A 22,636-nucleotide genomic window follows, 5' to 3' on the forward strand; every position below is an offset into this window, starting at 1 on the left:
TGCCCGGCCGTCCGGCAGGAGGCACCCGGCGAATCGGCCCACTCGGCGGCATGTGGTCCGGTCGGCCCGGGCGTATGTGGTCCGGTCGGCCCGGTGGCATCTCGTCCGGTCGGCCCGGCGGTAGATGGCCGGGTCTGTTCGGCGGTAGCTGCTCGGGACCGTCCGATGGAGCCTGGCTATGTCTGCCGGGTCCGCTGGAGGGCCGCTGATCGGGACCGGGCGGTGCGGGCGGCACCTGGCGCATGGGCCCGCTCGGCGGTGCGGGACGCACGGGTGGCACGCGCCGCATCGGCCCGCTGGGCGGCGGCGTCTGGGGTCTGGGTGCGCCGGGCGAAACCTGAGGGATCGGTCCGCTCAGCGGTACCGGGCGCAGCGGGCGGGGAGCCGGTCCTCTCGGCTCGCTCGGTGGTTCGTCGGGCTGCTGCGGCGGTGCGGGTCGTCGCGCCCCGCGCTCCCAGGGAGCGGCGGGTGCGCGCCGCGGTCTTTCCTCGCCCGGCCCGGGGGACCGGGGACCGTCGTATTCGTTCACCGCGCCCCCCGTGCCGACCCGGTCGGCAGGGGCGCGGGAACAGCGATGTGCACGAGCCCGCTCGCCCGCTGCGACGGGCTGCGCCCAGCGGTGCCGGCCGAACACGCGCCGTGATCGCCGCTCATGGTGCCTCCTGTCGCTGCAGGACCCGGCGCCGCGCCCGCAGGTACCGATTCACCCTGCGGCGCGTCCCCGGGTCCAACCCCTCGTCGGCCGGATCGGGCTGCCCCCGGAACCGGCGCCACAGGCGGCGACCGGCGAGCAGGAGCAGCAGTGCACCGGCACATGCGGTAATTATCGCCAACGCTTGACCGTAAGCGTTGGACCGCACCGACACCGACGCGACATTGCCGAGCGGGATTCCGTCCGGTGTGGTAATGGAGATCGGAATCGCCAGGTTGCGGCTGGCGGTGACCTCCGTCGGGATCTGGAACGAGCGGGTGCCCTCGGCAGGCAGCACTTGGTCGCCGATATCGGTGATGTTCGTCTCGGGGGGTGCGTCGACCTTGAACCGGATCCGGATCGCCACCGGCAGATTGTTGCGGGCCACCAATAGCAGCGGGCTCTTCTCCGAGGCCAGCGTGTAGACCCCACCCGGCGGCAGCACGGTGACCTTGCGATACAGCGTGTCGAGGGTCTGAGTGGTCTGATTGAGCCGGCGCTGTGCCACGGTGTCGGCCTGGGTTCCGGTGCTGGTGCGATCGGACAGCGTGAGCACTCTCACCAGATCGTCGCGCAACGGCTCGAGGTACGACCGCGGCGTCGGTTCCTGCTGTGGGACCTCGACCAGCGCCTGCATCAGGTCGGCGATGCGCCGCTGCTGGTCGCGGATGGGCGCGAAGAAATGGTCGGGCACCGCGGTATCGGCCGTATCCGAGCGGTAGTTCACGTCGAACGGGCGCGGATCCGGCGGCACCGCGAGCAGATCCGCGAATGGGCGCGGGGTCGCCAGGCCGTTGCGGATCAGCAGCTCGAGCTGGCTCAGCAGCGCTGTCGCCTCGTCGCGGTTGGCGCTCCACCGCTGCGGCGGCATCAGCAGCATCGAGCGCGGCTGATTCGACTGCGGATTCAGCGCCGTCCAGGAGATCGCGCCGAGCGCGTCCTGCAACCGGGCCGCCCGGGAGTCGTTGGTCACCTCGTACCGGACCCGGTCGGGGGTGAACGACGGTGTCGGCGGATTCGAGCCGACCGCCGCGAGTGCGGTGGCCGACCAGATGTCGAAGGTCGCGACCTTCAATCCGGCATCGGGCTGGGGCAGGGCGGGCGGCTTCACCGGCGCGGTGATGCCCGGCAGCCGCACCATTTCCGGAGTGGCCGAATCGGTCCCGGTGGCCACGGCCGCGCTCGCGCGCACGGTGCCACCGCCGGTGCGTGCGGATCCGGTTGCCGCGCTGAGCGAATCGGTGGGAGCGACGGCGTTGTCGGCGAGCACCGCGGTGGTATAGCCGTGCCCGGCCAGCAGGGATGCGCCGTCGATATCGATCCCGCCGGAATCGGGCAGGGCGACCCCGCGCACCGATTTGATGGACAGGATCGAGTCCACGATGTCGGCGGGCGCGTCGATCGCGCGGGCGGTCAGTTCCGGATCGTGGACGGCGGCCAGTGCGGAGACGTCGACCTGCGCGAACGGTAAGGCCACGGTGCAGACCGACGGTGCCAGCGTGCGCAGCCGGTCCAGCCACGCCTTGGCGGCGTGGACACCGGCTCCATCGCGGGTCGCGCCGTCCGGATCCGAGGGGCTGGCCAGCACCTTGTAGCCCTGGGTCATCTCCGACACCGTGAGCAGCAGATCCGGATCGATGGCCAGGCAGACCGAACCGGCCAGTGCGGTGCGGGTGGGCTCCCGTCCGGTATCCGGGCGGACCACCGACTCCAGGGCCGCGAGCAGTTGGTCGAGCCGGCCGCCGGTGGCCAGCTCACCGGCCAGCTCGTCGTCGGTCAGCAGCGCCTGACCGGCCAGCGGCCCGGTCGTCCCGGCCGCCAAACGGGGGCGGTCGGCCAGCGGCCAGATCGTCGTGACGGCCACCGGTGCCTCGGGGGACGCCGGAACCGGCTGCGTCTCGGCGCTTCTGGATTCCGATCCAGAGGACGAACCGGGCAGGCCGAGCACCGGCAGCAGGAATCGGGCGTCGTCGAGGCGGGCCTGTTTGCCGTAGGCGGGTTCGCCGTTGACGTTCAGCAACAGCGGATAGACGCCGGGATCGGTGATGCCGAGCGAGGACGTGACGGTCGTCGTGCCGCTGGTGTGGGTGCCGGGCCGGATGCCGATGCGCAGCGTGAACTGCTGGCGCTGGCCGGGCGAGAGCCGCTCGGCGACGTTCTGGAAAGGTCCCGTGACGTCGTAGTTGACCTGGTCCAGCAGCAGCGTCGAGCGCAGCCCGCTCGGATCGGCGATGGCCGCCGCGCGCTGGATGCGCACGCTGATGTCCTCGACGGGCCGGTCGCCGATATTGGTGACGGTGCCGGCGACGACCAGCACCGGATCGCTGGTGGTGGTCACCGTATTCGGCGTCACGGAGTCGAGGGTGAGCTTGAGGAAGGTGGGTGACGACGGCGAGTCGTTGGTGTCCGTGGGCTGCGCGGTGGCCGGAACGGCGGCCAGCGCCCACGGTCCGGACAGCACGGCCAGTGCGAATGCGATGAGCATCCGCACCCAGTGCTGCCGATCGCGTGTCCGGCGGGACACCCGCACCCTCCGCCCCGCACGCGTCATTGTCTGCCGTTCTCCATCCGGTCGATCAGGCGATTGGCGACCTCGGCGAGCCTGCGTTCGTCGGCGTAGGCCAGGCGCGAATCCAGTTCGCTCAGCGGCACCCAGGCGACCTTGGTCACCTCGACGTCGGCATCGGACAGTTCCCCGCCCACCGAGCGCATCAGATAGTGATGCACGGTCTTGTGTACCCGGCGGCCGTCGGTGACGAACCAGTAATCGATACTGCCCAGTTCGGCCACGACCAGGCCGTGGATACCGGTTTCCTCGGCGACCTCGCGGACGGCCGTCTGTTCGGCCGTCTCACCGTCTTCGATATGCCCCTTCGGCAGCGACCACAGCAGCCGTCCCCGGCGGTCGGTGCGCCCGATCAGGGCGGCGCACCGCTTCTCGCGCGGGCCGTCGAGCCCGTCGACGACCAGACCGCCCGCGGAGGTCTCGCGCACCGTGCGCATGCGTGGTTTGCTCTTGTTCTTGGGGCTGCCACCCTTGTTTTCGAGGCTGCCAGCCGGGCTCCCGGCCGAACCGCGGCGCCGGGGCTGGCGGCGTCGACTGTTCGCGCGATCGGCCGGAGACACTGCGTCAGTTTAGCTGTGTTGCAGGGCACGGCTTCCCGACCAGGCTCCGGCGCGGCGCAACCACCCACCCGTGACCCACTAAGCTGCATGTCCGTGGTTGCGCCGAAGTCCGAGGATGTAGCAGTGTCCGATTCCCACCTGCTTCCGGCCGCGGACCGCCGTACCCGCTTGCTGGCCGCCGCGCAGATCACGCTGGGGCGGCTGTCCGATGTGTTGACCCCGCTCGGTGAGCTGTTCGCCGCCCGGGGGCACGAGTTGTACCTGGTGGGCGGCAGTGTGCGCGATGCGGTGCTGGGCCGGCTCGGGACGGATCTGGACTTCACCACCGATGCGCGCCCCGAGCAGGTGCAGCAGATCCTGCGCGGCTGGGTCGACAATCTCTGGGACACCGGGGGCTTGGCCTTCGGCACGGTCAGCGCCTCGAAGGCCGGGTGGCAGCTGGAGATCACCACCTTCCGCAGCGACACCTACGACCGGGTCTCGCGGAATCCGGAGGTGACCTTCGGCGACAACCTCGACGGCGATCTGGTCCGGCGCGATTTCACGGTCAACGCCATGGCCGTGCGCGTAGGCGCCGACGGTTCGCTCGAATTCGTCGACCCGCTGCACGGGATGGACGCACTGCTGGCGGGCGTGCTGGATACGCCTGCGGCGCCGGAGGATTCGTTCAACGACGATCCGTTGCGCATGCTGCGCGCCGCGCGTTTCGTCTCGCAGCTGGGCTTCGGGCTGGCGCCGCGGGTACGCGCGGCGATCGTGGCCATGGCCGACGAGATCACTCGGATCACCGCCGAGCGGGTCCGGACCGAGCTGGACAAGCTCATCGCCGGTGAGCATCCGACCGAGGGCATCGACATCATGTGCGACACCGGCCTGGCCGAACGGGTGCTGCCGGAGGTCCCGGCGATGAAATTGGAGATCGACGAGCATCATCAGCACAAGGACGTCTATCAGCATTCGCTGACCGTGTTGCGGCAGGCCATCGATCAGGAGGAGGGCGACCCGGATCTGGTGTTGCGCTGGGCGGCGCTGCTGCACGACATCGGCAAGCCGCCGACCAAGCGCAACGAGCCCGGCGGCGGGGTGAGCTTCCACCACCACGAGGTCGTCGGCGCCAAGATGGTGCGAAAGCGCATGCGCGCCTTGAAGTATCCGAAGCAGTTCACCGAGGACGTGGCCCGGCTGGTGTATCTGCACCTGCGCTTCCACGGCTACGGGAAAGGCCAGTGGACCGATTCCGCGGTTCGCCGCTATGTCACCGACGCCGGTGACCTGCTGCCGCGACTGCACAAACTGGTCCGCGCCGACTGCACCACCCGCAACAAGCGCCGCGCCGCCCAACTGCAGTCCACCTACGACGACCTGGAAGCCCGCATCGCCCGGATCCAGGAGCAGGAGGACCTCGCCCGCGTCCGCCCCGACCTGGACGGCAACGCCATCATGGAACTCCTGGGCCTCGAGCCCGGCCCCCAGGTCGGCCGCGCCTGGCGCTACCTCAAGGAACTACGCCTGGACCGCGGCCCCCTCACCCGCGAAGAAGCCGAAGCCGCCCTCCTGGAATGGTGGAACGCCGGCGCCCCGTAGATCAAAAGACGATCAAAGTGGTGCCCGCGACGATGGCGGAGCGGATTTGGGCGAGGTCGATCGAACCCGTGATCTCGGGGATGGAGATGCGGAAGTGGATTCGGTCGCCGTGGCGGTCGGCGCGCTCGATGCGGGTGTTCTTCGGTAGGTCGGTCAGCGGGATCGGGGGGACTCGGACCCAGCGGCGGGGCAGGGGGATTTTCGACCAGCTGGCCCGGTGGACCGCGACGGTGACCAGGTTGTCCCCGATGGCCGCGTCCACCAGGGCGCCGAGTCTTCGGCGGCGGTGCCGGGCCTCGATCAGCCCGCTGTCGTCGACTCCGAGGCGCCAGTCGAGCTGCCAGTCGTTCAGCCAGCCGCACACGGCCGAGGTGGTGACCGTGCCGGTGATGTCGAGGTTGGCGGTGCGCACCTTCGTCGGCACACCCGGAATCAGCCGCACGCCGTGCGCGACGACGGTCATCTCCTCGATCGGGTGACCGTTCCACAGCAGGTCGGTCAGCACCGTTTCGGTCTGGAAGTGGGCGCCGCGCCGACGGACCTTCAGCGAGGTCAGTGTGGCCGTCATGGCATGGCCGAGCAGCGTCGCATTCACCTGTCGACCGCCGAACTGGCTCAGAATCCCCTCACTGAGCAGCGTCATCAGCACATCCGGCAGCAGCGCGGTGACGGTGCCCGCACCCAGATCGGCCACCGGATCCAGCCATGCGGTGGTGAAGGTGCTCCACTTCCCGAAGTCGACCGCACGCAACGGCGACCAGGACTTGGGGTCGAAGTAGGTGGCCATGATTGTTTCGAGCGTACTGGCCGGTGCCGGACTTTCCAGCCGGTAATTGGGGGGTTCTACGGATCGGACCGGCGATACTGCCGCAGATTCGGAGGTTCCGACGTTGTCGATCCGATAATGCGGTCCTATGCTCTGGCCGTGCCCAGCTTGCGGATACGTGATGCCGCCGAACTGCTCGGTGTCAGCGACGACACGGTGCGGCGGTGGATCGATACCGGCGCCCTCGCGGCGCACAAGGATGCGGCGGGACGGCTGGTCATCGACGGCGGCGACCTCGCCGCGCTGGCCGCCGACCACGCGCGTACCCCGCAGACCCGGCTGGGCAGTGCCAGTTCGGCACGCAATCGGTTTCCCGGGCTGGTCACCCGCGTGGTGGTCGACGGGGTGATGGCACAGGTGGAGATGCAATGCGGGCCGTTCACGGTGGTGTCGTTGATGAGCAGCGAATCGGTACGGGCGCTCGGGTTGGAGCCGGGCAGCGTGGCGGTCGCGAGCGTGAAGGCGACCACCGTGGTCGTCGAGACCGCCGCGCCATGACTCGCCTCGCACGCCGAGCCGCCGTGCTGGCCGGCGCGGCGATGGTGGCCGCGGCGGGCTGCGGCTCCTCCGATTCCGGTGACACCACTCTCACCGTCTTCGCAGCGGCCTCGCTCAATCATGTCTTCGCCGACCTCGGCACCAAGTTCGAATCGGCCCATCCCGGCACCAAGGTCGCCTTCTCCTTCGCCGGTTCGTCGGATCTGGCCGCGCAACTGAACCAGGGCGCACCGGCCGATGTCTTCGCCTCGGCCGACACCGTCAATATGGACAAGGCCGTCGAGGGCGGCCGGATCACCGAGCGGCCGGAGAACTTCGCCACCAATGTCCTCACCATCGTCACCCCGCCCGGCAATCCGAATCACGTTGCGACGCTGGCGGATCTGACCCGGCCCGGATTGCGGTTGGTGGTGTGTGCGCCGCAGGTGCCGTGCGGTGCGGCGACCAAGAAGGTGGCCACTGCCGCGCACGTGTCGATCACACCCGTGAGCGAGGAATCCGCGGTGACCGATGTCCTGACGAAGGTGATCTCCGGCGAAGCGGATGCCGGTCTGGTCTATGTGACCGATGCGGCGGGCGCCGGTGACAAGGTCACCACCGTCGCCTTCCCCGAGTCGGCGGGTGCGGTCAACACCTATCCCATTGCGACCGTGGCCGATTCGAAGCACGCCGATCTGGCCCACGAATTCGAGGCCATGGTCATCGGTCCCGACGGCCGCGCGGCGCTGTCGAAGGCAGGATTCGGCGCGCCGTGACGACCGGTGTCGCACGCACCGATGACCGTGGGCGGAGACCGGTCCACCCGACTGGGCCGGAAATCGGCCCGCCCGAATCGAATTCAGTGATCCGAGGGCTCCGTGCGCTGATACGGGGACCTGGGCTAGCGGTGCCGCCGTGGCTGCTCCTGCCCGCGGCGGCCGGGTTCGCATTCGTGGCGGGACCGCTGCTGGCCTTGACCGGAGCGGTGGATTGGTCGCACTTCTTTGCGTTGGTCACCACGCAGGCGTCGCGGGATGCGTTGTCGCTGAGTCTGCGCACCGCGCTGGCGAGCACGGTGTTGTGCGTGCTGCTGGGGGTGCCGATGGCGGTGGTTCTCGCGCGGGTGCGGTGGCGGGTGCTGCCGCTGTTGCGGGCAATGGTGTTGCTGCCCTTGGTATTACCACCCGTGGTGGGTGGTCTGGCGCTGTTGTATCTGTTCGGGCGCTACGGTCTGGTGGGACGGCAGCTGGAGGCGGCCGGTATCCGGATCGCGTTCAGTACCACCGCCGTCGTGCTCGCCCAGGCCTTCGTGGCACTGCCGTTCCTGGTGATCACTCTCGAGGGTGCGATGCGCACCGCCGGCGATCGTTACGAACGCATCGCGGCCACCCTCGGCGCCGCGCCCACGACGGTGTGGTGGCGAATCACCGTGCCGCTGTTGCGTCCCGCCCTGGTTTCCGGGGCCGTGTTGTCGTTCGCCCGCGCGCTGGGCGAATTCGGCGCCACCCTCACCTTCGCGGGCAGCCTGCAGGGCCGCACCCGAACCCTGCCGCTGGAGATCTACCTGCAGCGCGAGAACGATCCCGCCGCGGCGGTGGCCCTGTCGCTGCTGCTGGTCCTGATCGCGGTGCTGATCGTGCTGGTCGCCTATCGCCGCGTCGGCGTCGCCGAGGGCCGCGAATGGGCCGGTGGCCTCTGGCGCTGGGGCGGGGCCAGCCGGATTCGGCGGGCTGCGGAGCCGGGAGAACTCGGATGAGCACAGCGCGGCTGAAGGCAGGGCTGGAGATTTCGGCCAGGGTGGCCGAGCGGGGGCTCGACGTCGAGCTGACGGTCGCACCCGGTGAGGTGCTGGCCGTGCTCGGGCCCAACGGGGCGGGCAAGTCGACCCTGTTGGAGATCGTCGCGGGATTGCTCCGCCCGGACGACGGGTGGGTGCGTTCGGGCGGTCGCACGCTCACCCATGTCGCGCGGGGCGTGGCCGTACCGCCACATCGGCGCGGCGTCTCGATGCTGGCGCAGGATCCGCTGTTGTTCCCGCATCTGTCGGTGGCGGCGAATGTGGCGTTCGGACCGCGGAGTCGAGGCGTGCGCGGTCGTCACGCGGCTGCCGTTGCGGACCAGTGGTTGCGGGCGGTGGATGCGGTCGCGCTGGCCGATCGCCGGCCCGCCGAACTGTCGGGCGGGCAGGCGCAGCGGGTGGCGTTGGCCCGCGCCTTGGCTGTCGAACCGGAGGTGGTGCTGCTGGACGAGCCGATGGCCGCCCTCGACGTGGCGACGGCACCGGCGATGCGAACCCTGCTGCGCCGGGTACTGCGAGCACCGGATCGAAACCCCCCCGGCCCCAGCGCCATTCTCATCACCCACGACATCGTCGACGCCCTCACCCTGGCCGACCGAGTGATAGTCCTGGAATCGGGCCACATCGTGGAACAGGGCCCGGTGGCCGCGGTCCTGTCCCGCCCCCGCAGTACCTTCTCCGCCCGCATCGCCGGAGTAAACCTGCTGATCGGCACCTCCGTCGCCCCCGTCCCGTCGCCCCACCCATCCCCCGAAACCAGCAATGACATAGAGCAACCGGCGGCAACCGGATGCCCCCCGATGGTTATGGGGGCCGTGCGGTGCGGGGGCGATGTGGTGCACGGGCGATGTGAGGGGGATTGGGTGGAGGGGGTGCGGGCGGCTGCGGTCTTTTCGCCCGCTGCTGTCGCGGTGTATCGGGATCACCCGGTGGGGAGTCCACGCAATGTGTTTCGTGTGCGGATCGCTGAACTTACCGACCGCGGTGGGGTGATTCGGGTGCAAGGGGTGGATCGGGCGGACGGTGCGTCGGGGGTGGTGGCGGATCTGACTGCCGCGGCGGTGGCCGAACTCGGGTTGGCGGCGGGGATGGATGTGTACTTCTCGGTGAAGGCCACCGAGGTGCAGGTGTATCCCTGCTGACAACGAGGAGGAACCTGGCCGGCGGCGGCTGCGTCGAATCGGTATGGCCATCGAGTACGTCTTCGGTATCGGGGACGGGAGTACCTGCACCTGGTCGTCGCCTGGGGATCTGGACCTGTCGGGGCGCGGCACGAACGATGCGGTCGGACTCGATTTCGACGGGGACTGGCTGGCCGACGACGCCCTGTGGGATTGCGACGGCGACGGCACCGCCGACGTGGCCGCGCTCGACCTCGACGACGACGGGATCCTCGACCACTACTTCACCGATCCCCACGGCCTGGGCGTGTGGAACGCGCCGCTGGGGGAACCGGTCAGCGAGTGACGATGCGGCGCCGGGTGTTGGCCGCGACGGCCATGATCCCCAGTCCGTAGATTCCGGCACCGGCGAGCACCACCGGCAGCGAGCGGCCGTCGATGGGAATCACCATCGCCGTCGCCGCGATCGCCAGCACGAAGGTGATGTTGAAGACGGTGTCCTGCAGGGCGAACACCTGACCGCGCCGGGAATCGTCGATATCGATCTGCATGGTGGCGTCACCGGTCAGCTTGATGGTCTGCCCGGCCAATCCGATCAGGAAGGCACCGATCAGCAACAGGTGATGGGCGCGTCGCTCGGCCTCGCCGGTCGCCACGGTGATCGGCGAGACCAGCACCAACTGCACCGCGATCGCGGTCAGCAGACCCACGACCACCGTGCGCGGCCGCCCCAGCCGCGGAATCAGCAGCGGTGCGACGACGGCCGCGGCCAGCATTCCGGATGCGACCGCCGTGATCGCCACCCCGAATCCGATCAGCCCGCTGCTCAGCGACACACCGTCGGCCGGACCGCGCCGCAACACCAGCACCATCAGCAGGGTATTGGCGCCGAAGACGATGCGATGCACCCCGATACCGATCATGGCGGTGGTGCATTCCCGCGAGGCCCACACCGCGCGGGCACCCGTGCGCAGGCCGGAGAGGATGGCACGCAGCGAACTCACCGCCGACGCCTCACCCGGCTCCGGCCCGAGCCGCCGGGCGGCGAACCGTGTCGCGGCCAGCGCCCCGATCACCGATCCGGAGGCACTGGCGGCCACCGCCACGGCCGAGGCGAGATCGCCGGATCCGATCGCGCCGATGATGGCCACCGCGATCGCGGCACCCGCCCCGGCACATCCGGAGGCCACCGTCGCCAGCACCGAATTCATCGGCACCAGCCATGCCTGCTTCAGCACCCGCGGCAGCGACGCCGACACCCCGGCCAGCACGAATCGGCTGATCCCGACGACGGCCAACGCCAGCAACAGCAGCGGGGTGTCCTCGATCCCGCCCAGCAGCCCCGCGGCGGTCGTCGCGATGAGCACCGCGCGCAGCAGATTGGCGACCAGGAGTACGGTCCGCCGGTCCCAGCGGTCCAGCAGCGCCCCGGCATACGGGCCGATCACCGAGTACGGCAACAACAGCACGGTGAACCCGCCCGCGATGGCGAGCGGGTCGGTGGCCCGTTCGGGATTGAACAGAATCGCGCCCGAGAGCGCGGCCTGGAACATGCCGTCGCCGAATTGACCGGCGAACCGCACCAGCGCCAGCCGCAGCAGGTCCGGGCTGCGCACGACGGCCACCAGGGCCGCGCGCCGGGTGGCGCGCCCTCCGTGGGCCATATCAGTGCTCTGACTTCGCGGTCACCAGCGCGTATACCGTCTCCCGCATATCGGGCGCCATGGGCAGCTCCGCCAGCGTCTCGGCGTCTATCCAGCGGAACTCGTCGTGCTCCCCCGGCGCCAGCGAGACCTCACCCGGCTCCACCTCCACGATGAAACTGTATTTGCGCACCCGCGACTTGGTGCGGGTGGCGTAGTCGAAGCCGCCCACCACGTCGAGGATGCGCCGCACCCGCAGTCCCGTCTCCTCGAACAGCTCCCGCTCGACGCAGTCGGCGAACGACTCACCGGATTCCACACCGCCGCCGGGAAGTTCGTACAGGCCGCCGCCCCAGTCCTCGGCGACACGCCGCACCACCAGCAGTTTACGGTTTCGGAACACGGCGACGCCCACCACGAAGTGATCGATACCCTCGCTGCCCGCCTGCTGCCGGAGTTTACGCTCGATGCCCGCGAGCACTTCGGGTCGCATCAGCGGTTCACCTCCGATTTCGGTTGCGGCACATCATGTTACGGTCGGCGCGTCCGCGCGGCGTGTCGCGCCGTACGCGGGCGGGTCCGAGTCGAGCGCCGAGCATTTGCCACCGTCGCTCGGGCGACCCGGAGCCCATCGCGGGCGCGACCGCGGTCACCGCGCCCGGAGTCGGTATCGCTCCACGCTAGAATTTACTAGGAATTCAGGGTGTGGTGCGGGAAGGACTCCTACCCTGAAAGGTGATCGGTGCTCGCCCCGAGAGGAGGACCACGGTGTCCACACTCACGACACCTCACATCGATGTTCATCGTGGCGGCGACCGCATGAAAACCCGTGTGGCGTGGCTGGATTCGAAGCATTCGTTCTCGTTCGGCGAGCACTACGATCCCGAAAACACCCATCACGGCCTGTTGCTCGTGAATAACGAGGACATTGTCTCTCCCGGTCAGGGTTTCGACACCCATCCCCATCGCGATATGGAGATTGTCACCTGGGTGCTGAGCGGTTCGCTGGTACATCAGGATTCGCTGGGGCACAGCGGTGTCATCTATCCCGGCCTGGCCCAGCGGATGAGTGCGGGCACCGGAATTCTGCACTCGGAAAAGAACGATTCCTGGCGTTTGACGCCGGAACAGGGCGGTACTACCGAACACACCGAGCCGGTGCATTTCGTGCAGATGTGGGTGGTCCCCGACGAGCCCGGCCTGACCCCGGGCTATCAGCAGCTCGAGGTCGACGACGAATTGGCCGGTGGCGGGCTGATCACGGTGGCCTCGGGCCTGCCGCGCTATCGCGACCGGACCGCGATCACCATCAACAGCAGCCACTCCGCCCTGCACGTGGCCCGGATGCCGGGCGCGGGCGCGCCGGTGGAACTGCCCGAGGCGCTCTTCCTGCACCTGTTCGTCGCCCGCGGCGAGGTCGAGATGGAAGGGGTGGGAACCCTGTACGAGGGCGATGCCGTCCGGCTGACCCGCAGCGGCGGCCAGCGGATCCGGGCCGAACTGCCCTCGGAAATTTTGGTGTGGGAGATGCACGCACGGCTCGGCGCGCAATAACATTCACAAGCGTACCGAACCCGGCATATCGACCCCGGGGCGAACGAGAGGACAGCCATGACGGAGAACCCGCCTCCCGGCCAGTATCCCCCGCCCGGTCAGTACCCACCCCCGCCGCCGGGTGCATACCCGCCCCCGCCCGGCGAGCCGCAGTGGCAGCAGCCCAAGGGCAAGGGCCTGGCCATCACCGCTCTGGTGCTGGGCATCCTCGCGCTGCTGAGCTTCTGGACGATCATCGGCGGCATCCTCTTGGGCCTGGCGGGCTTGGTCTTCGGCATCATCGCCACGGTCAAGGTCCGCAAGGGCACGGCCGGCGGCGGCGGAATGGCGATCGCCGGTCTGGTGCTGAGCGTGGTCGGTCTGATCGCCTCGATCGTGATCACGGTGATCGGCGTGAACATCTTCGTCAACAGCGGTGGCAAGGATTTCGTCGACTGCGTGAACAAGGCGGGCGGCGACCAGGCGAAGATCGATCAGTGCGAGCGGGACTGGAACCAGAGGCTCGACAACAACGGCACTGTCACCGTCAGCCCCGGCGCGACGGGCTAGGACGGTTCGACCGGACCGATCGACAGGCCCGGGTGACGGTGACGACCTCACCGAACTCGGGCCGGAAGTCGCCCTCGGGCGAATCGATCCACACCCGGTAGCCGGTGCGTTCGTCGGCCGGTGACGGCAGCACGATCCGGGTGCCCGGCAGGGCGAGCGTGGCCCCCAGCTGGATCAGCTCCGCGACCACCGTCATGTCCTGCAGCGCCTGGTCGGGGTGGCCGGTGAGGAAGGTCCATCGGGACGAGCGAGGATGCCCGATGATCGGACCGCGCCGCCCGACGGCCGCCAGGTGGTCGCGGACGCGCCCGCCCAGCGCGGTGGGCATGGTCACCGCGCCTACCGGCCCGACCTCCAACATGATCCGGCCGAGCCTGGGCTCGACGACGCCGTAGAGTGCGTTCTCCTTGCGATATCGGCGGCAGCGTTCGAGCGCCTCCTGGGTGGCGGCGTACGACGCCGCAGTATCCATGTCCAGACCGTATCGCCGGGCAATCAGGATGACAATAGTCACACGCCGGGGAATGTCGCGGGGTAGCATGACGGTGCATGGCACCTCTGTCGCCGACGGTCGCCCGCTGGGAATTGGTTCTGCGCCTGCGTGAATTGCGCGAGCAACGGGGCTTCGATTCGGCGACGTTCGCCAAACGGGTGGGCTTCACTCCGGCCAATTGGTCGCATGTGGAGAAGGGCCGCCGGGTGCTCACTCTCAACAGCATCGGGCCGGTTCTGGACCTGCTGGATGTTCCCGACGAGGAACGCGCGGAACTGCTGGGTCTGCTCTCGGCGAGCAAGGAGCGCGGTTGGTGGGCCGCATCGTCGGCCCTGATCGGGCCGGAATTGCAGCGGTACTACGGGATGGAGTACGGGGCGGAGAGTATTCGCAGCTACGACAGCCTCGTCATCCCCGGCCTGCTGCAGACCGAGGATTATGCGCGGGCGCTGATCAGCGCGGACGTGATGATCCGGCCGGTGCAGGTGGAACAGTTGGTAGCGGTGCGGATGCGACGCCAAGCCCGGTTGCGCGGTCCGGATCGGGTGGATTTCACCGCGGTGGTGGGCGAGGCCACGCTGCTGCAGCAGATCGGCGGGCCGAAGGTGTTGCGCGGACAGCTGGAATATCTGGCCGATCTGATCGAGGAACTCGACACGGTGGAGGTGCGGGTGATCCCCTTCACCGCCTCCGCGGGCGCAATACTCGGTGGTGCGAGCTTCCACCTGCTGGATTTCGCCACCCAGAACCTGCCGACCTTCGCCTGGGTCGAGAGCGCGGTCTTCGGGGGCGCGGTCGACAATTCGGAGCAGGTTCGCGATCTGGCATTCGCGTATGTGCGTGCACTCGACCAATCCCTCAGTCGCACTGAATCATTGGCGCTGATCCGCAAGTACGCCCGCGTGTAAAATCTGCCCATGCCAACCACCGCCAGATACCGGCCGGAGGTTACCGGCTGGTTCACGTCGACCCGCACCAACAACGGCAACCAATGTGTCGAGGTCCGGTTCGACGGCGATGCGGTGCTCATCCGTGACAGCAAGTTCCGTCGCAACCCGGCTCACCGCCCCGAAGACGAGCCCGTCATCACCGTCACCGCGAACGAATGGATGTCCTTCCTCGCTGCCGTGCTGGACGGCGCCGTAGCGTCTACCCCGCTCACGGCGTACACCTCGACCGACGGCAGCACGATCCTGCAGCACAACGATGTGATGCTCACCTACACCCCCGCCGAATGGGCGGCCTTCCTCGCCGGTGCTCGCGACGGCGAGTTCGACCGCATGCTGTTGCCCGCATAGCACCTCCTCCCCTCCCGCGCCCCGAGGCCTGCCGCCCCGGGGCCGGTTCGCCGACCGGCATCTGCCCAGCATGTCGAATCCGTCGGCATACTGGACAGCGTGACTTCCGATGTGACGACTCCCTCCGGTATCGAACTGACCTATCGTGACGACGCCGTGCGGGTGCAGGACGACCTGTTCGCGCACGTCAACGGCAAATGGTTGGACAGTTACGAGATACCGGCGGACCGTGCGGTCGACGGTGCCTTCCGGAAGCTGTACGACCAGGCGGAGCTGGACGTCAAGACGATCATCCAGGAGGCCGCGGCCGCCGATGCGGCACCGGGGAGCGACGAGCGCAAGATCGGCGATCTGTACGCCAGCTTCATGGACGAGGCGGCCGTGGAGGCCGCGGGGCTCGCCCCGATCGCGGAGGAATTGGCGGCGGTGCGGGCGGTGCGCGACCGCGGCGAGTTCGCGGCGCTGCTGGGGCGGCTGCAGCGCGTCGGCATCGGCGGGGCGCTCGCGGTCTACGTCGACACCGACGACAAGAATTCCCAGCGGTATCTGGTGAACGCCACCCAGTCCGGTATCGGCCTGCCCGACGAATCCTATTACCGCAGCGAGGATTACGCCGAAGTCCGCGACAAGTACGTCGAACATATGCGCCGGATGTTCGCGCTGGCCGATATCGACTACGACCCGCAGCGGGTGTTCGAGCTCGAGCGCAAGCTGGCGGCCGGGCACTGGGATGTGGTGCGCCGCCGGGATGCCGAATTGAGCTACAACCTCACCACTTTCGCCGAGCTGGCCGAGCAGAATCCCGAATTCGATTGGACCGCCTGGACCTCCGCCCTCGCCGACGGCGTGGAGCGGGCGGGTGCGGAACTGTTCGCCGAAATCGTGGTCCGGCAGCCGGATTACGTGCGGACCTTCGCGCAGGTGTGGGCGTCGGAATCGCTCGAGGACTGGCAGGCCTGGGCCACCTGGCGGGTACTGCGTTCGCGCGCACCGTATCTGACCGCCGCGCTGGTCGAGGAGCATTTCGACTTCTACGGCCGCACCCTCACCGGTGCGCAGGAGAATCGGGAGCGCTGGAAGCGCGGTGTGTCGCTGGTGCAGGATCTGCTCGGCGAGGCGGTCGGCAAACTGTATGTGGCGCGGCATTTCCCGCCCGCGGCCAAGGAGCGGATGCAGCAGCTGGTGGCCAATCTGACCGAGGCCTACCGCCGCAACATCAGTGATCTGGACTGGATGGGCCCCCAGACCCGGCAGGCCGCGCTGGCGAAGCTGGAGAAGTTCACGCCGAAGATCGGCTATCCCGACACCTGGCGCGACTACTCGGCGGTCGAGATCGACCGGGGAGATCTGGTCGGCAACTATCGCCGCGGCTATGCCGCCGAGCACGATCGGGACCTGCGCAAACTGGGCGGCCCGGTCGATCGCGGCGAATGGTTCATGACCCCGCAGACGGTCAACGCCTACTACAACCCGGGGATGAACGAGATCGTATTTCCCGCGGCCATTCTGCAGCCGCCGTTCTTCGATATGAATGCCGACGACGCGGCCAACTACGGCGGCATCGGCGCGGTGATCGGCCACGAGATCGGCCACGGCTTCGACGATCAGGGCGCCAAGTACGACGGCGACGGCAATATGGTCGACTGGTGGACCGATTCCGATCGCGCCGAATTCGGTAAGCGCACCAAGGCCCTGATCGAGCAGTACAACCAGTTCTCGCCGAAGGATCTGCCCGACAACCACACGGTGAACGGCGAATTCACCATCGGTGAGAACATCGGCGACCTCGGCGGGCTCTCGATCGCGCTGGAGGCCTACAAGATCGCCCTCGACGGCGCCGAACCGCCGGTGATCGACGGCCTCACCGGCCTGCAGCGGGTGTTCTTCGGCTGGGCGCAGGTCTGGCGCACCAAGGCCCGCAAGGAGGAGGCCATCCGCCGCCTGGCCGTCGACCCGCACTCCCCGCCGGAATTTCGCTGCAACGGCGTGGTCCGCAACCTGGACACCTTCCACGAGGCCTTCGGTGTCGAGCCGGGCGATGGGCTGTACCTGGATCCCTCGGAGCGGGTGCGGATCTGGTGACCTACCGCAGACGAGCCTCCGTTTCCGCGTCGAAGAAGTACACCTCGTCGGTTTTCGGGGTGAGTAGGAGCCGGTCGCCGAGGGCCACCCGGAAGCGGCGGTCGACGCGGGCGACGATCCTGCCGGAGCGGCTGGACCAGTGGTCGGTGATGCCGTGGGTGTAGACGAAGGATTCGGCGCCGAGTTCCTCGAGCAGCTCCACCTCGACCGGGAGGGCATTGCCCGGATCCGTGGTGGCCTCCCAGGATTCGGGGCGGATGCCGACGACGACGCGGTCGCGGCCGGAGTGGGTGCGCGGTAGCGGGATGCGCAGCTCACTCAGCACGGCCGCGCCGTCGCGGACCGGGGCCGCGAGCAGGTTCATGGCCGGGGAGCCGATGAATCCGGCGACGAAGATGTTCACCGGGTCGTCGTACAGTTCCCGAGGCCCGGCGATCTGCTGCAGCGTGCCGTCGCGCAGCACAGCCACCCGGTCACCCATGGTCATCGCCTCCACCTGGTCGTGGGTGACGTAGACCGTGGTGGTGCCCAGGCGTTTCTGCAGGGCGGCGATCTGGGCGCGGGTGCTCACCCGCAGCTTCGCGTCCAGATTCGACAGCGGCTCGTCCATGCAGAACACCTGGGGTCGGCGGACTATCGCGCGCCCCATCGCCACCCGCTGGCGTTGTCCGCCGGACAGTTTCGCCGGTTTGCGGTCGAGCAGCTGCTCGAGTTCGAGCATCTGCGCCGCCGCCCGCACGCGGGCCATGGTGTCGGCCTTGTTCATTCCCGCATTGCGCAGCGCGAAGCCCATATTCTGGGCCACCGTCATATTCGGGTACAGCGCATAGCTCTGGAACACCATCGCCACGTCCCGCGCACGCGGCGGCAGCCCCGTCACATCCCGGCCGCCGATCAGAATGCGGCCCTGTTCAACCGATTCCAGTCCGGCCAGCATGCGCAGGCTCGTCGACTTGCCACAGCCCGACGGACCGACGAGCACCAGAAACTCGCCGTCGGCTATCTCGATATCCAGATCGTCGACCGCCGGTGTGGGTGCACCTGGGTACAGGTGCGTCGCGTTCTCGAATTGCACCGTCGCCATGCGGCCGGTCCTCCTTCGTTCGGCCGGCTACTTCGGCAGCCTGGGGGCGATCTGGCGGTCGTAGATCGCCTGCAGCTGACCGGTCACATCGGCGTACACCGACGCGACATCCTTGTTCTGCAAACCGATCTGCTCGAGCCCGGTGCCGATGATCTGGTCCGCACCCGGCAGGAACACCCGCGCGTAGTCCTGCGGCTTGGTCAGCGGGAGCTGGTCGAGTGCGGTCTTGAAGTTCGGGTTCTCGGCCAGGAACTTCTTCTCGCTGGCATCCTCGGCCGCCGACTTGCGTACCGGGATGTAGCCGGTGGCCTGGGTGAAGTACGCGGTATTGGCCGGGTTGGTGATGAACTCGATGAACTTCAGCGCATTGGTCTTGCGCTCATCGGAGATGCGCGCCGGAATCGCCAGTCCCGCGCCGCCCGTGGTGCAGCCCGGGCCGTGCGGATGCGGCAGGAAGGCCGTGCCGAAGTCGAGTTTGCCGCCGGCATTGGCCTTGACACCCTTGAGATCTCCGGTGGACGCGATGGCCGAGGCCACGACGCCGGTGCCGAAGTCCACGGCGACCTGCGGGCGAATGCTCGCGTACCGCTTGGCGTTGATCGACTCGCGCAGGTAGTTGCCCGCGGCGATGGTGGCCGGATCGGTGAACCGCAGCTTCCACTGATCGGAGTAGGCGCCGCCGAAGGTCCAGGTCGGTCCCTGGAAGGTCCACGCCAGATAGTTCTTGGCGTCGCCCCATCCGTGCGCCCATTTACCCTCGCCGACCACGCTCTGGATCTTCGGGCCCCACTCGTCGAACTCCTGCCAGCTCTCCGGCCCGCGGTCCGGCAGCCCGGCCTTGGCCCACACATCCTTGTTGTAGTAGAAGATCTGCGTCGAGCGGGAGTACGGCAGCGCCCAAATCTTGCCGTTGAACTTGTAGTCGTCGACGAAGGAGTCGACATAGTCGCCGACCCGCACGCCCTGGCTGGACAGGTGATCGTTGAGCGGTTCGATCGAGCCGTTCAGGGCGTAGTTGAACCACCAGACATCCGACAGCACAACGACGTCCGGGAGCTCGCCGCCGGACAGTGCCGCATTGAACTTCTGCGCCACCTCCTCGTAGTTGCGTCCGGCATCGATGAGGTTGACCTTCAGGCCCGGATGCTGGGCCTGGAACCGGTTGATCAGTTCGGTCTCCTGATCCTTGGAGGTGCCCGGGTGATTGGACCAGAAGGTGAGGGTGTTCGCGTCGCCGGACTGCTTCGAACCGCCTCCGGTGCCCGCACAGGCGGTCAGCGCGAGGCCTGCCGCGGCGGCACCGGTGAGACCGAGAAACCCGCGTCGCGACAGCGACGGGAAACGAGCATCGGACACAGGAGTCTCCTTATCGGGGTCAACCTTTGACCGCACCGGAGGTGAGGCCCTTGATCATGTGGCGCTGCAGGAGCAGGAACACCACCAGGATCGGCAGCATGGTGAGCAGGGTTCCGGCCATCACCGGTCCCCAGTTGGTGACGCTGGGGTTCTCGGTGTTCTGCAACAGGGTCAGGCCCACCGGCAGCGGTGCGACCCGCGAGTCGTCGGCCATCAGGAACGGCCACAGATATTCGTTCCATTCGTTGACCAGCGTGACGACCGCGAAGGCGACCATCGTCGGCCCGGACATGGGCAGCACCACCCGGGTCAGCAGCCGCCACCAGTTGGCGCCGTCAATCCGCGCCGCCTCGATCACCTCGACCGGCAGCGACAGGAAGTGATTGCGCATCAGGAAGGTGCCGAAGGCGACGCCGCACAGCGGAACGATGATGCCCTGGAAGGTGTTTCGCCAGCCCAGCTGGGCGATCAGCGCGTAGTTCGAGATGACGGTGATCTGATTGGGCACCATCAGCGCCGCGATGATGACCAGGAAGATGATCGTCTTCCCGGGAAAGCGCAGGAACACCAGCCCGTAGGCGCTGAACACGCCGAGGATGAACTTCACCGTGGCGACGACCGCGGTGATGATCAGCGAATTGCGCAGGAACTGCCAGAACGGCAGCGTGGTTGTGGCGTGGTGGTAGTTCTCCGGATGCCAGCTGTGCGGCCACCACACGGCGGGCTGGGTGTAGATGTCCGGCCGATCCTTGAACGAGGTGATGAGGATCCAGAACAGCGGCACCCCGACGATGATCAGCACGCACACCATGGCGGCGTAGCCGAGCAGGGTGGCCGCGCGCTGTGTGGTCATCGGTCACCTCGATCCATGACGCGGACCTGCACCAGCGTGACGATCAGCAGCACCAGGAACATGATGGTCGCGACCGTAGCGCCGTAACCCGCGCGGAAGTTGCGGAAGGATTCGAGATAGACCTGGTAGACCATGGTCGTGGTGCCGGTGCCCAGCGGCCCGCCGCGCGTCATCACGTTGATGATGTCGAAGACCTGCAGCGAGTTCAGCATCACCGTGATCGACAGGAAGAACGTCGTGGGCCGCAGCTGGGGTAGCAGCACCCGGGTGAAGGTGGTCCAGCGGCTCGCGCCGTCGATCTCGGCGGCCTCGAGCAGCTCGTGCCGAACCCCTTGCAGCGCGGCCAGATAGATGACGAAGGCGTAGCCGAGGTTCTTCCAGATGTAGGTGACCGTCACCATGACCAGCGCCCAGTGCGGATTCTGGTAGAAATCCGGCACATTCGCGACGCCGAGCCGATGCAGCACGTCCTGCACCAGACCGAAGCTGGGATCGAAGATGAACTGGAAGGCCACCCCGATGGCGGCTCCGGAGATCACGAACGGGGCGAAGACCGACGAGCGAACCACATTGCGGCCGAACAGCTTCCGATCCAGCAGCAGCGCCAGCGCGAGCCCCAGCACCATGCTGCCGACGACGGCCGCCAGGGTGAAGACGACGGTATTGCCGACGACCTGCCAGGAGTCGCTGCGGCTCCACCACTCCTTGTAGTTCTCGACGCCGATGTAGCTCGCCACCGGCTCGGAGATGTTCCAGTCGGTGAACGACAGCCGGATGTTGTCCACCAGCGGCCGATACACGAACACCCCGAGCAGCACCAGATTCGGCACCACCAGCACCAGGAACAGCGCGTAATCGCTCCAGGGCCGCCCCTTCAGCCCCCGCACCGGGGGCTGGGGCAATACTCGTTCGGGCCGCGCTCGCACCGCGGCAGTTTGTCTGTTTCGGGCAAAGATACGGTTAATCCGCGACGCCCACCCGTTGAACTGTCCGTGCGCATCGGCCCGCGCGGCGGCACCATCGACGGGCAAATCGGACATGCGCCGAATATTAGGGCGATCAGGAGGGATTCGGCGCCGAAACGAGAGAGGCCACGCCCCATCCGTTGGTCAGAGGGAGGGGGCGTGGCCTCTACTTGTTCTAGTTCCAGTCGCCCATGCCGTCGCTGGTGCTGAAGGTGCCCGTGGAGTTCTGGACGACCACCGGGTCGCCCTTCTGGGAGTTCTCGAAGAACCACTTGGCGTTCTCGGGGCTGAGGTTCAGGCAGCCGTGGCTGGTGTTCGAAACGCCTTGCTGGGCAACGGACCACGGGGCGGAGTGAACGAAGATGCCGCTGTTGGACAGGCGGGTGGCGTACTCCACCTCGAGCTTGTAGCCCTCCTTGTCGGTGATCGGCACACCGTAGGTGGAGGAGTCCATGATCATCTTCCGGTTCTTCTCACCCACGTAGTAGGTGCCGTTGGGCGTCTCGTGCTTGGGCTTGCCCATGGAGGTCGGCATCGTCTTGATCACCTCGCCGTTGCGGGTGACGGTGATGGTGTGGGTGTCGTCGTCGGCGGTGGCGATCACCTCGTCGCCGATCTTGTAGGCCACCTTGGTGCCGCCCGCCTCGACGGTGATATCGGAGTTGGCGGGCCAGAACTCCTCGGGCCGCCAGCGCACCTGCTTGTCGCCGCGCCAATAGAAGTGGCCGTGCGTCGGGTTGCTGGAGGTGATCCGGATGGCCTTCTCCGCGGCCTCGTGGTCGGTGACCGGATCCTTGAAGTTGATGATGATCGGCTGCGCGACCCCGACGACGTCACCGTCGGACGGGCTGATGCTGGGCGCGGCGAAGTTGGCCTGCGGCAGCGGCGGCGGGTTCTTCACCGGCGCCGCGCCCGGCTCGGGCTGTGGGGCCTGCACCACGGCGGGTGCGCCGGGCACATCGGGACCGCCCGGCCACAGTGGGGCCGCCGAGGCGGGGGCTGCGGCAATTGCCGCGGCGGCAATCACCGCCAGCGAGGTCGCGGCCAGATTCCGACAGGTGGTGGTGCGCACAGCCGTTTGTCCTCTCCATCCTCTTTTCGCACGCAGGCGGCGTGCGGGAAGGTCTCGCGCGTGA

The 22,636-nt window shown here is 68.0% G+C and carries 22 protein-coding genes; 11 read left to right on the top strand and 11 right to left on the bottom strand.

Features of this window, described 5'->3' with window-relative positions; genetic code table 11:
• Window positions 1–650 precede the first annotated feature (650 nt).
• Both IU452_RS09700 and IU452_RS09705 read right to left on the bottom strand, forming a co-directional pair.
• Window positions 651–3,176, bottom strand: a complete 2,526-nt coding sequence (locus IU452_RS09700; RefSeq protein WP_195108982.1) for a DUF6049 family protein — start codon at window positions 3,174–3,176, stop codon at window positions 651–653.
• Window positions 3,177–3,238: 62 nt separating this feature from the next.
• Complete coding sequence (locus tag IU452_RS09705) at window positions 3,239–3,817, bottom strand: NUDIX hydrolase (protein WP_195108618.1); 579 nt, start codon at window positions 3,815–3,817, stop codon at window positions 3,239–3,241.
• Window positions 3,818–3,940: 123 nt separating this feature from the next.
• On the opposite strand from IU452_RS09705, the gene IU452_RS09710 reads away from it, so the two are divergent.
• Window positions 3,941–5,401, top strand: coding sequence for a CCA tRNA nucleotidyltransferase (locus IU452_RS09710; RefSeq protein WP_324192526.1), 1,461 nt, complete (start codon window positions 3,941–3,943; stop codon window positions 5,399–5,401).
• A gap of 1 nt (window position 5,402) precedes the next feature.
• Here the strand turns inward: IU452_RS09710 and IU452_RS09715 are convergent, their stop codons facing one another.
• The gene (locus tag IU452_RS09715) at window positions 5,403–6,188 is read right to left on the bottom strand and encodes a hypothetical protein (protein WP_195108620.1); all 786 of its coding nucleotides are present in this window, start codon (window positions 6,186–6,188) and stop codon (window positions 5,403–5,405) included.
• Window positions 6,189–6,326: 138 nt separating this feature from the next.
• Here IU452_RS09715 and IU452_RS09720 point away from each other — a divergent pair, with 138 nt between their 5' ends.
• The 5 genes from IU452_RS09720 to IU452_RS09740 all read left to right on the top strand — a co-directional run bounded on the left by IU452_RS09720 (window position 6,327) and on the right by IU452_RS09740 (window position 9,969).
• Entirely contained in the window at window positions 6,327–6,725 is a 399-nt protein-coding gene (locus tag IU452_RS09720) for a TOBE domain-containing protein (protein ID WP_195108621.1), read from the top strand.
• Complete coding sequence (gene modA / locus IU452_RS09725; RefSeq protein WP_195108622.1) at window positions 6,722–7,480, top strand: molybdate ABC transporter substrate-binding protein; 759 nt, start codon at window positions 6,722–6,724, stop codon at window positions 7,478–7,480. The genes IU452_RS09720 and modA overlap by 4 nt, the downstream gene beginning before the upstream one ends.
• Window positions 7,481–7,566: 86 nt before the next feature.
• The gene (locus IU452_RS09730; RefSeq protein WP_195108623.1) at window positions 7,567–8,460 is read left to right on the top strand and encodes an ABC transporter permease; all 894 of its coding nucleotides are present in this window, start codon (window positions 7,567–7,569) and stop codon (window positions 8,458–8,460) included.
• Complete coding sequence (locus tag IU452_RS09735; protein ID WP_195108624.1) at window positions 8,457–9,644, top strand: sulfate/molybdate ABC transporter ATP-binding protein; 1,188 nt, start codon at window positions 8,457–8,459, stop codon at window positions 9,642–9,644. Before IU452_RS09730 ends, IU452_RS09735 begins: the two co-directional genes overlap by 4 nt.
• A gap of 43 nt (window positions 9,645–9,687) precedes the next feature.
• Window positions 9,688–9,969, top strand: a complete 282-nt coding sequence (locus tag IU452_RS09740) for a hypothetical protein (RefSeq protein ID WP_195108625.1) — start codon at window positions 9,688–9,690, stop codon at window positions 9,967–9,969.
• On the opposite strand, the gene IU452_RS09745 is transcribed toward IU452_RS09740, so the two are convergent.
• Window positions 9,959–11,287: an MFS transporter gene (locus IU452_RS09745; protein ID WP_195108626.1), complete on the bottom strand. Its 1,329-nt coding sequence runs from the start codon at window positions 11,285–11,287 to the stop codon at window positions 9,959–9,961. The two genes, IU452_RS09740 and IU452_RS09745, sit on opposite strands and share 11 nt — an antisense overlap.
• 1 nt (window position 11,288) lies before the next feature.
• Entirely contained in the window at window positions 11,289–11,759 is a 471-nt protein-coding gene (locus IU452_RS09750; protein WP_195108627.1) for an NUDIX hydrolase, read from the bottom strand.
• Window positions 11,760–12,034: 275 nt separating this feature from the next.
• On the opposite strand from IU452_RS09750, the gene IU452_RS09755 reads away from it, so the two are divergent.
• On the top strand, window positions 12,035–12,820 hold the full coding sequence (locus tag IU452_RS09755) for a pirin family protein (protein WP_195108628.1): 786 nt from the start codon (window positions 12,035–12,037) through the stop codon (window positions 12,818–12,820).
• Between the two features lie 57 nt (window positions 12,821–12,877).
• Window positions 12,878–13,369 carry a DUF4190 domain-containing protein gene (locus IU452_RS09760; protein ID WP_195108629.1) on the top strand — a complete coding sequence of 164 codons (492 nt, stop codon included), beginning with the start codon at window positions 12,878–12,880 and terminating at the stop codon, window positions 13,367–13,369.
• Here IU452_RS09760 and IU452_RS09765 read toward each other — a convergent pair.
• Window positions 13,347–13,841 carry a hypothetical protein gene (locus tag IU452_RS09765; protein ID WP_195108630.1) on the bottom strand — a complete coding sequence of 165 codons (495 nt, stop codon included), beginning with the start codon at window positions 13,839–13,841 and terminating at the stop codon, window positions 13,347–13,349. The genes IU452_RS09760 and IU452_RS09765 overlap by 23 nt on opposite strands.
• A gap of 77 nt (window positions 13,842–13,918) precedes the next feature.
• Between IU452_RS09765 and IU452_RS09770 the strand changes: the two genes are divergently transcribed.
• From IU452_RS09770 to IU452_RS09780, 3 genes are all read left to right on the top strand, one after another.
• A complete protein-coding gene (locus IU452_RS09770) occupies window positions 13,919–14,770 on the top strand; it encodes a helix-turn-helix domain-containing protein (protein ID WP_195108631.1) in 852 nt (283 codons plus the stop codon).
• A 9-nt stretch (window positions 14,771–14,779) separates the two neighbouring features.
• Complete coding sequence (locus tag IU452_RS09775) at window positions 14,780–15,160, top strand: DUF397 domain-containing protein (protein WP_195108632.1); 381 nt, start codon at window positions 14,780–14,782, stop codon at window positions 15,158–15,160.
• Window positions 15,161–15,259: 99 nt separating this feature from the next.
• On the top strand, window positions 15,260–17,242 hold the full coding sequence (locus IU452_RS09780; protein WP_416382294.1) for a M13 family metallopeptidase: 1,983 nt from the start codon (window positions 15,260–15,262) through the stop codon (window positions 17,240–17,242).
• Between the two features lies 1 nt (window position 17,243).
• Here the strand turns inward: IU452_RS09780 and IU452_RS09785 are convergent, their stop codons facing one another.
• The 5 genes from IU452_RS09785 to IU452_RS09805 form a co-directional block, all read right to left on the bottom strand.
• The gene (locus tag IU452_RS09785; protein ID WP_195108633.1) at window positions 17,244–18,326 is read right to left on the bottom strand and encodes an ABC transporter ATP-binding protein; all 1,083 of its coding nucleotides are present in this window, start codon (window positions 18,324–18,326) and stop codon (window positions 17,244–17,246) included.
• Between the two features lie 27 nt (window positions 18,327–18,353).
• The gene (locus IU452_RS09790; RefSeq protein WP_195108634.1) at window positions 18,354–19,682 is read right to left on the bottom strand and encodes an ABC transporter substrate-binding protein; all 1,329 of its coding nucleotides are present in this window, start codon (window positions 19,680–19,682) and stop codon (window positions 18,354–18,356) included.
• Between the two features lie 19 nt (window positions 19,683–19,701).
• Complete coding sequence (locus IU452_RS09795; RefSeq protein ID WP_195108635.1) at window positions 19,702–20,535, bottom strand: carbohydrate ABC transporter permease; 834 nt, start codon at window positions 20,533–20,535, stop codon at window positions 19,702–19,704.
• Window positions 20,532–21,461 (bottom strand): carbohydrate ABC transporter permease, encoded by a 930-nt coding sequence (locus IU452_RS09800; RefSeq protein WP_195108984.1) that lies wholly within the window; start codon window positions 21,459–21,461, stop codon window positions 20,532–20,534. The genes IU452_RS09795 and IU452_RS09800 overlap by 4 nt, the downstream gene beginning before the upstream one ends.
• 214 nt (window positions 21,462–21,675) lie before the next feature.
• Window positions 21,676–22,572: a L,D-transpeptidase gene (locus IU452_RS09805; RefSeq protein WP_324192527.1), complete on the bottom strand. Its 897-nt coding sequence runs from the start codon at window positions 22,570–22,572 to the stop codon at window positions 21,676–21,678.
• Window positions 22,573–22,636 lie beyond the last annotated feature (64 nt).

Origin of the sequence: Nocardia transvalensis, assembly GCF_015477765.1 — a bacterium.
Lineage (GTDB): Bacteria > Actinomycetota > Actinomycetes > Mycobacteriales > Mycobacteriaceae > Nocardia > Nocardia transvalensis_A.

What these genes read in the sequence shown, in the direction of transcription:
- IU452_RS09740 (WP_195108625.1), top strand. Translation starts at nt 9,688, where the DNA reads ATGGCCATCGAGTACGTCTTCGGTATCGGGGACGGGAGTACCTGCACC.
- IU452_RS09765 (WP_195108630.1), bottom strand. Translation starts at nt 13,841, where the DNA reads ATGGATACTGCGGCGTCGTACGCCGCCACCCAGGAGGCGCTCGAACGC.
- IU452_RS09735 (WP_195108624.1), top strand. Translation starts at nt 8,457, where the DNA reads ATGAGCACAGCGCGGCTGAAGGCAGGGCTGGAGATTTCGGCCAGGGTG.
- IU452_RS09715 (WP_195108620.1), bottom strand. Translation starts at nt 6,188, where the DNA reads ATGGCCACCTACTTCGACCCCAAGTCCTGGTCGCCGTTGCGTGCGGTC.
- IU452_RS09775 (WP_195108632.1), top strand. Translation starts at nt 14,780, where the DNA reads ATGCCAACCACCGCCAGATACCGGCCGGAGGTTACCGGCTGGTTCACG.
- IU452_RS09795 (WP_195108635.1), bottom strand. Translation starts at nt 20,535, where the DNA reads ATGACCACACAGCGCGCGGCCACCCTGCTCGGCTACGCCGCCATGGTG.
- IU452_RS09745 (WP_195108626.1), bottom strand. Translation starts at nt 11,287, where the DNA reads ATGGCCCACGGAGGGCGCGCCACCCGGCGCGCGGCCCTGGTGGCCGTC.
- IU452_RS09750 (WP_195108627.1), bottom strand. Translation starts at nt 11,759, where the DNA reads ATGCGACCCGAAGTGCTCGCGGGCATCGAGCGTAAACTCCGGCAGCAG.
- IU452_RS09700 (WP_195108982.1), bottom strand. Translation starts at nt 3,176, where the DNA reads ATGCTCATCGCATTCGCACTGGCCGTGCTGTCCGGACCGTGGGCGCTG.
- modA (WP_195108622.1), top strand. Translation starts at nt 6,722, where the DNA reads ATGACTCGCCTCGCACGCCGAGCCGCCGTGCTGGCCGGCGCGGCGATG.
- IU452_RS09770 (WP_195108631.1), top strand. Translation starts at nt 13,919, where the DNA reads ATGGCACCTCTGTCGCCGACGGTCGCCCGCTGGGAATTGGTTCTGCGC.
- IU452_RS09785 (WP_195108633.1), bottom strand. Translation starts at nt 18,326, where the DNA reads ATGGCGACGGTGCAATTCGAGAACGCGACGCACCTGTACCCAGGTGCA.
- IU452_RS09760 (WP_195108629.1), top strand. Translation starts at nt 12,878, where the DNA reads ATGACGGAGAACCCGCCTCCCGGCCAGTATCCCCCGCCCGGTCAGTAC.